Source organism: Bacillus sp. NPDC094077 (assembly GCF_050279465.1).
Taxonomy (GTDB): domain Bacteria; phylum Bacillota; class Bacilli; order Bacillales; family Bacillaceae_G; genus Bacillus_A.
Genome location: NZ_JBNNUF010000012.1, coordinates 31,794 through 45,649, shown reverse-complemented (window position 1 = coordinate 45,649; position 13,856 = coordinate 31,794). Strand labels below are relative to the sequence as shown.

At 33.6% G+C, this 13,856-nt stretch carries 10 protein-coding genes and 4 pseudogenes; 5 read left to right on the top strand and 9 right to left on the bottom strand.

Going from position 1 to position 13,856, the window contains the following annotated elements:
* Positions 1–71: 71 nt before the first annotated feature.
* Together ACQKNR_RS23000 and ACQKNR_RS22995 are read left to right on the top strand one after the other, a co-directional pair.
* Positions 72–1,757 carry a DUF4214 domain-containing protein gene (locus ACQKNR_RS23000; RefSeq protein WP_427320915.1) on the top strand — a complete coding sequence of 562 codons (1,686 nt, stop codon included), beginning with the start codon at positions 72–74 and terminating at the stop codon, positions 1,755–1,757.
* Between the two features lie 1,403 nt (positions 1,758–3,160).
* Positions 3,161–4,537 (top strand): sugar phosphate nucleotidyltransferase, encoded by a 1,377-nt coding sequence (locus ACQKNR_RS22995; RefSeq protein ID WP_427320913.1) that lies wholly within the window; start codon positions 3,161–3,163, stop codon positions 4,535–4,537.
* Positions 4,538–4,793: 256 nt separating this feature from the next.
* Here the strand turns inward: ACQKNR_RS22995 and ACQKNR_RS22990 are convergent, their stop codons facing one another.
* The 7 genes and pseudogenes from ACQKNR_RS22990 to ACQKNR_RS22960 form a co-directional block, all read right to left on the bottom strand.
* Positions 4,794–5,450, bottom strand: coding sequence for an acetyltransferase (locus ACQKNR_RS22990; RefSeq protein ID WP_195755531.1), 657 nt, complete (start codon positions 5,448–5,450; stop codon positions 4,794–4,796).
* Positions 5,451–5,594: 144 nt separating this feature from the next.
* A complete protein-coding gene (locus ACQKNR_RS22985; RefSeq protein WP_427321060.1) occupies positions 5,595–5,891 on the bottom strand; it encodes a glycosyltransferase family protein in 297 nt (98 codons plus the stop codon).
* A gap of 377 nt (positions 5,892–6,268) precedes the next feature.
* Positions 6,269–7,012 (bottom strand): N-acetylmuramoyl-L-alanine amidase, encoded by a 744-nt coding sequence (locus ACQKNR_RS22980; RefSeq protein ID WP_427320910.1) that lies wholly within the window; start codon positions 7,010–7,012, stop codon positions 6,269–6,271.
* A pseudogene (locus ACQKNR_RS22975) lies at positions 7,012–7,451 on the bottom strand (phage holin family protein). The gene ACQKNR_RS22980 and the pseudogene ACQKNR_RS22975 overlap by 1 nt, the downstream one beginning before the upstream one ends.
* A 2-nt stretch (positions 7,452–7,453) precedes the next feature.
* The gene (locus tag ACQKNR_RS22970; protein ID WP_427321058.1) at positions 7,454–7,723 is read right to left on the bottom strand and encodes a hypothetical protein; all 270 of its coding nucleotides are present in this window, start codon (positions 7,721–7,723) and stop codon (positions 7,454–7,456) included.
* Between the two features lie 463 nt (positions 7,724–8,186).
* Positions 8,187–8,786 (bottom strand): CmcI family methyltransferase, encoded by a 600-nt coding sequence (locus tag ACQKNR_RS22965; RefSeq protein WP_427320908.1) that lies wholly within the window; start codon positions 8,784–8,786, stop codon positions 8,187–8,189.
* A gap of 524 nt (positions 8,787–9,310) precedes the next feature.
* Positions 9,311–9,547 (bottom strand): annotated as a pseudogene (locus tag ACQKNR_RS22960) (hypothetical protein); the annotation flags it as partial.
* Between ACQKNR_RS22960 and ACQKNR_RS22955 the strand changes: the two are divergent.
* Positions 9,544–10,218: pseudogene (locus ACQKNR_RS22955) on the top strand (ATP-grasp domain-containing protein); the annotation flags it as partial. The pseudogenes ACQKNR_RS22960 and ACQKNR_RS22955 sit on opposite strands and share 4 nt — an antisense overlap.
* Before the next feature lie 195 nt (positions 10,219–10,413).
* Positions 10,414–10,605 (top strand): annotated as a pseudogene (locus tag ACQKNR_RS22950) (YxiF family protein); the annotation flags it as partial.
* Between the two features lie 94 nt (positions 10,606–10,699).
* Here the strand turns inward: ACQKNR_RS22950 and ACQKNR_RS22945 are convergent.
* Complete coding sequence (locus tag ACQKNR_RS22945; RefSeq protein WP_427320906.1) at positions 10,700–10,975, bottom strand: stage V sporulation protein S; 276 nt, start codon at positions 10,973–10,975, stop codon at positions 10,700–10,702.
* Positions 10,976–11,371: 396 nt separating this feature from the next.
* Here ACQKNR_RS22945 and ACQKNR_RS22940 point away from each other — a divergent pair, with 396 nt between their 5' ends.
* The gene (locus ACQKNR_RS22940) at positions 11,372–11,956 is read left to right on the top strand and encodes a preprotein translocase (protein ID WP_427320904.1); all 585 of its coding nucleotides are present in this window, start codon (positions 11,372–11,374) and stop codon (positions 11,954–11,956) included.
* Between the two features lie 195 nt (positions 11,957–12,151).
* Here ACQKNR_RS22940 and ACQKNR_RS22935 read toward each other — a convergent pair whose 3' ends face one another.
* Positions 12,152–13,753, bottom strand: coding sequence for an esterase/lipase family protein (locus ACQKNR_RS22935; RefSeq protein ID WP_427320902.1), 1,602 nt, complete (start codon positions 13,751–13,753; stop codon positions 12,152–12,154).
* Positions 13,754–13,856 lie beyond the last annotated feature (103 nt).

The following is a 13,856-nucleotide window of genomic DNA, read 5'->3' as shown; positions in this document are numbered from 1 at the left end:
TACTCCTGTAAAATATAGAAGATTATTTTTGATTTATTATTTGAATTTAAAGATATAAAGGGGGCACTACTATGAGTTATTACGGCCAAGATCAGCCTACCATTATCGATATGATAAGAAAAATCATGCAACTCTCTAACGAAGCAGTTGTTCACCAGGCATATATACAATTTTTGCACAGGAAACCCTCAGACGAAGAAGAGCAATATTTTTTGAAAAAACTCACGCACAAACCCAAAATAGCAATTATTCAAGAAATTATGGTAAAGGAAGAAGCACAAGCACTATATACAAAAGTAATTCAAATAAACGAAGCCAGATCCAATGAAACAAAAACTATTTCACATATTATTCAGATTTTTTATTATTTCGATGACAAACAGTTTCTCCATTCATTATACGAACAATTTTTAAACCGCTCCCCAGACTCAATAGGCTTTCAAAACCATTTAAATGCTTTAGCTTCAGGATTTCCAAGAATACAGTTAATGGAACAATTTTTATTATCTGAAGAGTGTCAAAATTTTTTAGAAACTCCCCTTTCACACCCCGAAGTTCAAACAAGTCAGAAACCTTTTCCGAAAATCGGCCTTTTTTTCGGCTATTTAGGAAGAGTCGGTAACCATTTTGGCGGCGAAGGAATTGCGCGCTTTTCTATCCGGCTAGCAGAAAGCTTACTGCACCTTGACAAGGATGCAACCGTAACCGTCGCTATCGATGCACTAAATTATGCGGATATTAGTGATTCATTTAAGAACGTCTCATTATCCTTTCCTAATAGATTCTCTACCAAAAAATTCTATAATGTACAATCAGTAAATGCCACTTTTCCGGTTGATATTTGGATTGTCCCTTATGTAGGCATGGAGCTAGCTTTACAATTAGAGAAGCCAATGATTGTTTGTTTACACGATTTAGTATACATGCATTTCAAAGAACTATATGATAAAACACATCCAAATTTCTATGCTAAATTTCATATCAAGGTTAATCAATTAGTGACAAAAGCAAAAAAAGTCGTATTTAACTCTAACTTTATAAGAGATCATGAAGGGATGAAGTTTTTAAAACTACCGCCAGAAAAAATGCATGTAATCAGATTAGCTCCCCCATCTGAGGAATATAAATCTGTCAGTTCATTGGATGAAAACACCTTCAGACAGAAGTACAATTTAAATAACGACTATATTTTTTATCCCTCTGTGATTCGTCTGCATAAAAATCATGATCGGTTGATTGAAGCTTTCTTCAAGTTTAAGCAAACTCATATAGGCACTACCTCTAATCTTTGTCTAGTTTTAACTGATCATTTCGACGGTAGACCTAAGCAAGAAGAGATTGTAACGGTGCTTAATAATTGCGAGGATCCATATATACGAGATAGTGTTGTATTTTTAGGTAGAATACCAGCAAACGATGTCCCACTCTTGTATAAACATGCAATAGGAACCATTGTTCCTACACTTTTTGAAGGAAGCTGTCCTTTTCCATTATTGGAATCTTTAATTATGCATACTCCTGTAGCAGTTAGTAAACTTGAAGTTGTTGAAGAAATTATAACGGATATTGAAAGATTCATCACATTTAATCCATATTCTATAAATGAAATGATGCTTGCCATTCATCATCTTTGGCAACACAATAACACTCTCTTAACACAACAACAAATAGCAATTCAACATGTCCTAAAGAGAACTTGGGCCAACGTTGCACAGGAATACTATGCACTACTAACGGAAATTTTCATAAATAATTAATTAAAAGTATAATAAACACCAATGAACAAATAGACAGTATGTTTAAAGATTGAATCTTAATAATCATTATGTAAAGAGCCCACTTTCTTATAATCCTAGAGGAGAAAGTGGGTTTTGTATTGATGTAATATAAATATTTAATATATCTTCCATAAACAGCAACTCCACTCCTTTCTTCTCAAAAACTTCTTTGAGCTACCCTCTACATGACAATATCATTTCGAATTATAGTTCTTTCCTTATCAATAAGGATTAAAAAATAACGTTCCACATTGCAGATTGATTCTACGTTTATAACTGTACTTGCCCAAAAACGCTAACAAAAATTCACAATAAAAGCACGCGACACCAATCTTGTATACAATAAAGCTATCATGGATTTGTTTTCAATAAAGGAGCATATACAAGATATCCCATCTATACAAAACAGCGCATCAAACAGAAAATCAACCTTTCTTTAGAACGATATCAAGTACGAAAGCACTCGCTCGTTTATGGGCGTTTTTGAATTGTAGTGCCACGATTTGTATGCTGATAGAGAAAACGTCACTTATAGTGAGCATACATCAATGGCAAAAGAAAACTAAAAACAGTTGGATTGAGTTCATTTATACCTCAGCAAAAGCAGGAGAGTCTCTAGACATGATTCAAAAACAGCTGCAAGCTGCATAAGGAGAACTTTCAATTCATTTTACATGGTAAATTTTTTATGCGTTTTTGAGCAAGTACAGTTAATAAGCGGACACGAGCTTCTGTATAAACAATATTTGAATAAGACATCCATTTTATAAGTAATATCATCACCTATTCACTATAAACCACATATAATTTTATTGAACGAGTTATTAGTTATTAAGTCCGTTTTTATATTTATAAGCTTTAATACTACATATGGATATACAAGTACGTCTACATGTAGTTAATTTTCATACTTATACAATAGAGTTATCGACAAAAGCAATCATTATGCCTCAAATAAGAAACTACTAAATTTATAGAATGTATTTTAAACTAACATGCTAATAGCCGACTAAGCATACTTTAATGGAGTTGTATAATCCCCATATCAACAGCTGGTGAAACTTCTTTTACATGATTTTAATTAAAGGAACCAGTATTACTCAACTTGTTTTATGTAGACTATGGGATTAAAAAAGTACGGGCCAGTAGTTATAACAACATTCACGACACGTTATTTCTCGAGGCACTCCAAAAGCAACTACTTAATAAAAAGAATATAAACAACAAAAATGCTTGTAAATGGACTTATGTTGCTACTAAATACCAGCTTTTATTGGATTATAAACACATGCTTCTTAAAGGAGCCGCACAGGTACAAAACCCTGTACTTATTTTATTAACCCTAACATCGAGGTTTAATACTACTAGAAAGTTGGGATAATATGAAACTTCTTTTACTATCTGGAGGATCTGGAAAACGCTTATGGCCATTATCAAACAATTCTAGATCTAAACAATTTTTAAAAATACTTCGTAACCAGTATGGTGTTCAGGAATCTATGCTTCAAAGAATTGTGGGGCAAGTTCAATCTATTGGTCTAACAAACTCTACTTATATCGCAACTTGCAAATCTCAAACTGATATTATTCAAAATCAACTTGACGATAAACTTCCTCTTATCATCGAACCAGATCGACGAGATACCTTCCCTGCTATTGCACTAGCATCAGTCTATCTCTATTCTGTTCTAAATGTTGATGTAAACGAGACTATTTGTATCATGCCTGTTGATGCTTATGTAGAGAATTCTTTCTTTGAGGCCTTACTTAAACTTAATCAAATATTGGCGGACTCAAATGCATCACTTGCACTTATGGGCGTTCGACCTTCACATCCTTCTGAACAGTATGGCTATATTACGACTATCCCTAGTCACCCTTTATCAGCACAAACACTTCCATATATGAAAGTTAACCATTTTATTGAAAAACCAGTACAAAACAAAGCAAAAGAACTTATTAAACAAGAAGCGCTTTGGAATTGCGGCGTATTCGCCTTTAAATTAGGTTTTTTAATTCAATATCTAACTTCTATGGAAATACCAGTTCAGTATGAAGAGCTTATCCAACAATATTCCACCCTTCCTCAAAGAAGCTTTGACTATGAAGTTGTAGAAAAATGCGATGATATTGTAGTAATGCCATATGAAGGAGCATGGCGTGACTTAGGAACTTGGAGTACCCTCACAGAGGTTATGGATGCACAAATTATTGGAAATGGAATGCTAAGTAAAAATACCGTTAATACTCATATCATCAATGAACTAAATCTCCCTCTTGTTGTAGCAAATATCAGCAATAGCATTGTAATAGCGAGTCCTGAAGGTATTTTGGTAGCTGATAAACAGGAAAGTGGAAAAATTAAAGAACTTATAAATCACGAAAATCCAAGACCTATGTATGAAGAAAAACGCTGGGGAAACTACCGTGTTCTAGATTACGAAAAACTTAAAGATGGAAATGAAGTTTTAACCAAACGATTAAAAATTTTAGCTGAAAAAAATCTCAGTTATCAAATGCATTTTAAGCGCGAAGAAGTTTGGACAATCATTGCAGGAGAAGGCGAACTTATTATAGACGGGAAATTCAAAATGATAAAACCTGGAGATGTAATTTATATTCCAGCTAAGACAAAGCATGGGGCGCGTGCGATTACCGACTTAGAATTTATTGAGGTACAAATGGGAAGTCAGTTAGTAGAAGATGATATTGTGCGCACTCATATGACATGGGAGGAAATCGAACGAGATTTTAGATAAAATATCCACTAAAACCATTTATTGGGTATACCCCTTATTTTCAGTGAAATTTGTAACCTGTCTATAACGTTTTATTTATTTATTTTTTCAGTTAATTTTTAATAGGAGCTTTCTCACAGTTAAGAAAAACAATTATTCCCTCTAACACTTTATCTCCCTTGAAGAATGCTTAAAAAATAAAAATCACCAATTTACCAAATACAATTGGTGACTTCCTATTTTGAATTCCAGCAGATGAGCTGCTTTTCTTATGAACTTATAGATATTTGTCTCCCTTTTCTCTAGATTTTATTTTTGTTGCCGGTACTCCAAACGCAATGGCGTACGAGCCGATATCTTTTACAACTGTAGCACCAGCACCGACTACGGTATGCTCTCCTATCGTAATGGAATGGATTACATTTGCTCCTAAAGAGATGACAGAATAATTCCCAATCTTAACATTCCCTCCAAGAGTAGCACCTGGTGCGATAGTCGCATAATTACCAATTACACAGTCATGATCAATACTGGACTTTGTATTAATAATGCAGTGTTCTCCTATACGCACATTACTATTAATCACAGCTCCTCCCGCTATTACCGTTCCTTCTCTAATTATTACATCTTCGCTAATAATCGCAGATGGATGAATAGCACAAATAAAAAGAAAATCTGGAATAATAGACTTTACTTTCTCCACTATATTTCTTCTTATCCAATTATCTCCTACAGCTACAATTCCCCCATGGATATTATCCTTAATAGATAATAGGCTAGATTCATCCCCTATTACTTCGTAACCGTAAACCATTTTATTTTGTGAGCGAAAGCCGTCAACTATTCCATAAATATCATATTCTCCAGCTCGTCGAATCACATCAATAATAACCTTGGCGTGGCCTCCTGAACCAAAAACAACAATTTTCTTCACGCTCTTCACTTCCTCGTATACCACTAAAGACGATTAACATATTTCATAGTTGAAGTTACATTTATATACAAGAAAATCACTTATAATAATAATTTATGATTTTAGTTTCTTTATTATGAACATTAAACAATAGAAATGAGCTGATTAAGTGCTTATTAAAACTAGCACAACATATATATCATATTCCTTTTTTAGCACATCGTAGTATCGTGTTATGCTTCCTTCCCCTGTTTTCAAAAATTCTCTCGAAATAAGTCTAGCCTCAATAATGGTTTTGATAATATATTTAGCTCGTTGTTCATATGAGCACCTTTTAACTTTCTTCATTCCCGCTTCTTTTATCTTCATACGTTCTTTTGGATTATTTAAATAGTATTTAACTAAATCTATCGTTTCTTTTGCTGAAGAAGAAACGATAAGGTCTTCTGTCGCCCAATAAATATGAGGAATATTTGAAGGTTTTACATATTTTTTAATTAATAATTACTTTTCCTTTGTATGCTCTAGCGTGTGCCCCATTGTGATGATGAGATCTGGTTTATAATTCGAAATCATTTAACGTATCCCCTCTTCAGTAATCGGTCCTGAAATCAGTACTGAATGGCCCGCATCGCAAAAACCATTTGGAAGTCCATAAATCCACATTGGATTACTTTCTAAAAATAACCAATTGAGAGGAATTGGAATACCCGCTGTCTACTCTGATTCAAATGAAATAGAATGGCGTTGGAGATAAATAAAAAGGTTCTCAGTTAAGAGAACCTTTTTTACCTCACTTCACATACACATAGGCTTCATTTGCATTAACATAGTATGTTTTACTTAACGTCATACACCCAATTACGTTTATCTAGATAATCAGTGAATCCTTTTAATTGAGCATCGCTAGTTGGATCAGTTACAGGATAAACGTACCCATCACTTTTAAGAATTAAATTTCCAGTCATCTTAAGTGAGTTTAAAGCACCTACTACATCAGCTAAATTTTCTTTGCCGATTCCTCCTACCTCTACAACATTACGTTTTTGACTAGGTGGTTGGCTACCTCCACCAGATTGTCCAGTTAAAGCGAAAACGATTGAATTAGCGATTTTATCAACATTCCATTTTGCCATATCCGATTCGTTATCAATAAATCCAAGTTCAATTAAAATTGCTGGTGCTTTCGTTTTTGATAAAACATAAAGGTCTTTTCGTTCCTTTGCACCTCGGTTAGCCCATCCAATATCTTTTGAAAGTTGTGCTGCTATTTTTGATGATAAAGCTTGTTGGTCATAGTAAAGTACTTCAACACCATTAGCGTTAGTATCATACGAGTTTAAGTGAAATGAAATTACTAAGTCTACATCATGCGAGTTAGTTTTTGCTACAATGTTATTTAAGTTTTGTGCTTGTGTTGTCCCCACCTCATCAGTGTCATCATAAACTGTATGCCCTAATGCTCTTAATTTAGCAACTACTGCATCTTTAACTTGGCGATCCATAATGTGTTCTTTCCGATCCCCATAATTTGCACCCTGAACAATACTGTTGTGGCCTCCATGTAAACTATAACGTGTCATTACTCAACATCTCCTTTTTTATTAGTATATTCAGAGCTTGTCTTATTGCTCTTACCACCTAAAATTTCAATTACATTTGTCAAAGCTTGTGGTAGTGGGATTCCCATACGTCCTGCATTTTCTAAAAGTGATAGCAACTCATTTCCGATAAAGAAAAAGATCGTCGCTTCACGAATTGCGCTATTTGTCCCCATAATTGCATCAGCTTGAGTGGCTTTTGCGACCAATAAAAAAAGCACCACTTTTTAGCAATGCCTTTGAAACCAACTTTACTTTTTAATTCTCCGTTGTATCCTGCTGCTAATACTCCTGTGATATAGTCGATAGCTGCCATAATAACTAGAACTTTCAATGTCGTATCCCATCCTCCCAAAAAGTATCCGAAAAATGCTCCGAATGTAGCTTTAAATGTTTTCATTAATACATCAATACGATCCATTTTTACACCCCTTTCAAAATAAAAAAGACTTCTTCACTAGAAATCTTTAAAATATCTTTTGTAAATATTAAATTCTCTTCATCTTGCAATCTTTCTCTTACATCAGTAAGTTTAAGTCGCTTGCACTTTCTTGGATTCACACAGTCTCTTATCTGACAGTAACGCCAATAAGAATACTTTCTAAACTGATTGAGCATGTCACGTTCATATGAAGTACGTTCATCCTCCTCCAAAATAAAAAGCACCCGAATGGATGCTTTCTCATTATTTATTAGTCTGTAATTTAATTATGGTAAATGAAGTTTTATCCTTCTTCCAATCACCTAATTATGCTACATTCATCTGCTCCAACAGCATTAAGTAACTGGAAGAAGAGCAAAAGCTCTCCTTAATAACGGTATCCTTCAATCACTACCATCCGCTGATTTCGGATTTTATGTGCCGTCATTACGAACCGTTTAGAAATTTAAGAACAACATAGTGAGTTGTGTTTTCCACCACTTCTCACAATACAAATATATCACGTTAATTCCAAAACAACCGGCACATTTCCTGCCAAAAAGCGGTCACGACTCTGCCACTATTCCTCATCAATTAATTCACACGTTGGTTCTGAGAAGTAGATTATAACCTCATACCTGTAATTGCGAACACAATTAAAGTGAACATACCTTTATAAACAAAGAGCATTCATTTTCATGAGTGCTTTCAATATGTAACTACAGCAGAATAAAATTACGTTATTTTCTTTAAATATCCGTTAGGGTTAAACGATATTAAAAATTTATGTTTAGTTTCATCGATAATATAATCATTATTATTTTTTAGAAATTCCTCAACAGCTTCCATAGGTCCTGGTCCAAATTCAGGCAGGACTGGGTGTCCATTAATATTTGTATCTTCAACAATTAAATAACTTCCCTTTGTAACAAAAGAATGATAAAGTTCCAATTCTTGAAGGACGTGTTTTTTTGTATGATCTGAATCTAGGATAATTAAAACCGTATCTTTGGGTGAAATCGTATCCTTCACAGTTTGTAATGCTATCTCTGAAGTTGACGATGCTTTTAAATAAGATAACCTTTTATGAGTAGGTAGATTAGGCTCGGGGTCAATATCAATAGAAAGAACAGTTCCTTTATCAATTAGATCTAGCATAGAGCATAAGAAAAGTGAGCTTCCACCATTACAAGTTCCGCATTCTATAATAACATCCGGTTGTATTTCATAAATAATTTCTTGATATAACAACAAATCAGCTGGATATTTTTGTATAGGATACCCTAACCACTTTGTATTACCGTATCCCCAAACTTCACTATCATAATAATGCATATGAGTTTGATCAATATAATTATTTATAAGGGTTCAACTCCTTAATAGATGATAAAATATAACATGGCCGTCTTTATCTATTACACATTAAAAAGGATGTACTATAACCATTTCACACCACATTTTATACATGATTTCCGTATATACATATAAAATACAAAAAAATAATGTGCACATATTAATGTGTGCAAATTATTTTCTTAACATGACGGATAGTGATTTTTAAATATCACGGACAATCCTCAGAATAAACTGTATTTGCACACACGAAAAAAGCCCCTAGTGATAGATATGCAAAAGGATCATTTGAATTACCCATATCTTATATTGTGTGTAACTGACCCTATCTCTGAATCCCTTGCTATCATTGAATTTGTTAGACTTTCTCTTTTGAGTTACACAGTACGATAAACATGGGTAACTATGAAGCAATAATCTTGTTCATCCCCTATCTGAAACTTGGATTTCCTTAATAAAAAAAGAAGCTGTGAAATAATCACAGCCTCTTTTCTTTAATCGCATTTTTATATTTGGTTACCTTCTTCACCTGCATTTACTGCCGAACTATCCGTTCCGCCTCTCACTGCATGTTGCTGTTTAGTATTAGAACTTTCGATAGCAGCGTTGGTTCCCGCTGCACTGTCATCTCCACCACCACTTGCCACTTGAGTAGCACTAGCCTGTTCCTGACTGGTTTCATTAATTTGATTATTGATGATAAGTACAAATTCTTCCTCTTCATCCGAAATTTCTTTTTTCATTACAAAGTCTTTTAAAAAAACTACCTAATGAAGAGATTCTACTTGAAGAATATATAGATGGACCCCAGTACTTAGTTGAAATTTTAGTTCGAGATGGAAAAGTCCATATTATAGCAGTAATTGAACAAGAAATTACACTTTTTGAACGCTTTATTGTTACTGGTTATTCTTTACTAGGAAAGGTAGACAAAAGACTATATAATAGTCTTTTCAATGCAGTTAATTCCGTTATTCAGGCTTTTAATATGAAAAATGGAGCGTGTCATCTAGAACTCAGGAGAATAAATGATGTTTGGAAATTAATTGAGATAAATCCCAGAATATCAGGTGGAGCAATGAATGACATAATTGAAATTGGACATGGAATCAACTTAGTGCAAGAGACTATTCAGTTAATGTTAGGAAATAAACCTTCACTAGTTAAAAAACATTATAAATATGTGTACGCTCATTACCTAACAGTTAAATCTACAGGAAAAAACCGTAGTTCTAAATATCCTGGTGTAGAGAAAGTTTTTATAAAACCTAAAAAAGGAACTATCTTAAAACCACCTACATCAATGGGACATCGATGTGGATACGTTTTAGCAGCAGACGATTTTAAAACAGAAGCTAAAAAAATAGCTTTAGAAGCAGCTAAAGAAATTTCATTTGAAATCCAAGAAGAATAAAAACACCTTATATACACCAACAGATAAAAATATACTTAAAATCATATTTCATATAATTCTAATTATCATAATCTATCATTATTCATAATAAAAAAAGTCACTCCTTATCTATTTTTATATAAGAAGTGAGCTTTTTTATTATGAAATTTTAATTTATTTACTAAATAGACGACTCCAAAATGATTTCTTCTGTGCGGTAAAACGGAAGCAGTTAAGCTGAACATTGCTGAAGTATTTGATAATTTAGAAGAGTTATCAACCATATCGCGATTTCTAACTAAGTATGCGGATTTTTTATTAGTTGGTGATGCTTTAGAATTTCCGGTCGTTATTGAGCGTACTGAATACCACTACGAATTCAGTATGTGGGGAGTATCAATATTATGAAATATGAAAACACAAAAGACCCCCTCTAGTGAGAGTGGTCTTTTTATTACTTTATGTGTCTGCCTTTTCAAATTCCTTATATTAACACTCTCTATTAAGACCTTTTCTTTCTAGGACCTACAATTAATTTGATTGCTGTTCTTTCTTGATTATTGATAGAAATCTCTTGAAATGCTGGAACAAAAGCCAAATCAATGCCACTTGGAGCGACAAATCCTCTTACAATCGCAATTGCTTTAATTGCTTGATTTAAAGAACCAGCCCCAATCACTTGGATTTCCACATTGCCATTTGCTCTTAGTACACCTGCTATTGCACCTGCAACTGAATTTGGACTTGATTTTGAAGATACCTTTAATATATTTTCCATGTAAGTTACTCCCTCTATTATTTAATCGTTCTTTCGTTACGGTTTAAAATATTTCAACGTATCTTTAACTACTATTCACACAAAAAGCAAACAATGCTATATAAATACATTCATTCGATAACTTTCCTCTTCTTCCTGCCCAACTGCGTAAATAAAAAGTGACGACTAATGAAGATTCCATTAAACTTGTAGAATAAATATGTGATCCTAAATTACCAGAAGAAATAGTAGATCTTTTTAAACTACTGATAATATTCTAATACTATATTTCATCATTTGAGCACTTTATATTCCGCATCTATCACCTTCTATATAGGACAAACATGCACGCCAATTGCTATTCAATTACATAAACTACTATGAGTATAAATTTTATTAATAATAGGAGGTAATATATTGGGTTCATACTATCATTCTTCAAACTCGAATAAAAGATGTTCATGCCGCTCTTCTTCCAGCTCATTTAAAAAATGTTCATGTCACTCTTCTTCTAGTTCACATAAAAAATGTTCATGTCACGATTCACATAAATCATCTAAGCCCGCATACGGCACTTTTTGGCAAACTGAGTTTATAACTGTTCCTTTTGGCGATCCTTTTCCATTTAATCACGTTGGACCTATGGCAGGAGGAGTTTCTTTACTAAATCCTACTACTATACGATTTAGTAAAGCCGGTGATTATAGAGTTTCTTTCATTTCAAGTATTAATACTACTTTAAATCCTGTATTTCCACATATCCCAGTCATAACTATTTTCTTAAATAACAATCCACTTGCTAATAGTCAAGGTGATTTCGCTTTTCAAATGAACACTTCATCAAATAACGAATGCCTTCAATTAGTTGGCGAAACTATTGTTACAGTACCAGCTAATTCGATTCTTCAACTTAGAAATAATAGTGGTTTTAATAAACAAAGCATTGTAACTTGTGATAATGGTATAAATTCAGTTGAATTAACAGTTACAAAACTAAGTTAATACTATTCCATCACATTCAGATGCTATTTCAGCATCTTTTTTTATTGAATAACGGTTTTTCGATTCCTATCGTCTCTCTTATAGAACATAAATTCTCATTGTACTTTTCTATTAATCTAATAAATACAAAAAAGTACCAAACCCTTCTACCACAAAAGTTCGGTACTTTTTATATCAAAACCTAATCATTCTTTCTTACTGCTCCACATAAACCGACTTAACAATCGTACGATTATAAGGGTTTCCTTCTTTATTCACCCCTTTTATATCCATCGTGACGTTATATACCCCTGGTTGCTTTATGTCCTTCAAAGCACCTGTAAATGTATTTGCATTAACATTTTGTATTTCATTAAATTCAGAGACTAGCTTCCCTTCTTTATTAACGACTCTTACTGTTATGGAAAGATCACCTTTCATTTCAGGTGCCGCAGGTGATTTTTTCAGTTTATACTCTGGTTTATTTACTTTAACCTTTGTTGGCATTTGAAGAACGAATGGTGCATCAATTTTGTAATCATTTATAATTAAATATGCATCTTTCGACTGCTTCGCCATCATTTTAACTTTCCATTCCCCTACATCCATTTTATCGAATTTAAATGTTCTAATTGTCGCCCCATTAAAGAAAGATTCACCTTCACCAGTAGTTATAGCGCTATCTTTATTTGTATAATTTTTTCCTTTTGGAGATATCAATTGTATTTCTACATCAGAAGAAGCCGTTAACACAGAAACTATTCCTTCTGCCTTTTTATCAACCGCAACAGTTTGCTCTATCCACTGATTTTGTGGCAATTCTCCCCCTAAAATATTTTGATTTGAAGTTGTGTTTAATTGTTCTATATTCTCATCTGAAATATTACTTGATGCAACTAAAGCTGGCACGCCTATATTTGCAGAACGTAAATATGGTTCAATTCGAGCGAAAACAGCTGATCCTTTTCGTATATTGTCATGATCAAATCTGGAATCTGTAAATAAATGTGTACCGTAAGGCAACTTAGCACTCCACTCATTTACTAGTCCATCATTTGAACCATATGATGACAAATATAACCCGCCCATAGATAACGCAGAAAATACTGGCCCCCAGCTAGTCCCAGTAGCAGTATAATAACGGTTTAATTTAGCTGCTGGATTATTATCTATCGTTGAACGAAATTTTGCCATTTCTCCTACTTGTAATGAATACGTACCATCATCTTTTTGCCCTAATATAGAAGCAAGCCATCCTGCCCACCAACTATATGATAAGTCCGCTAAATTTGATCCATGATGCGGTGTAGCAAGTGTAATAACATTTCCAACAAAACGATTCGCGCCGTATCCAACTAATGCAGCTTGTGTATCGATACCACCTTTGCTATGCGCTACAATATTAACTTTTTTACCGAAATGATTATATATTTCTTCAAGTTTTTGTGCTAACAATTTTCCGTTGTCCCACTGACTAGCCGATCCTTTCCCCGCAGCATCATATAATTGTATAAATACAGTTTGATAACCTGCTTTCAAAGCATAATCGTACATATCATTTATATCGTGATAAACTGTCTTTCCATACCAACTATCTGCATTTCCATTACGTCCTTGTACAAAGAGAATTGGAGGTTTATTCTCATCATAATTAGCAGGTTTTTGACCTAAAAACCATTCTCCAGGTGTAAATACCTCTGTATCAGGAAACCCCTTTCCAAGCTCTTTTACAACTTCTGCCCGTACATTTGTGCTAATCATTGGAGCCATGATAAAAAATATAATTAGTAAGGCAACACATCTTCTCATCAATCGCATGTTACTCCCCCCACTTTTTTTTGAAAGAAGGTGCTCTTTGTAATATTTTGTATCTTTTCTCCCTTAATAATAACTAATCTTTTTACTTGAAAAAGATCTTAGC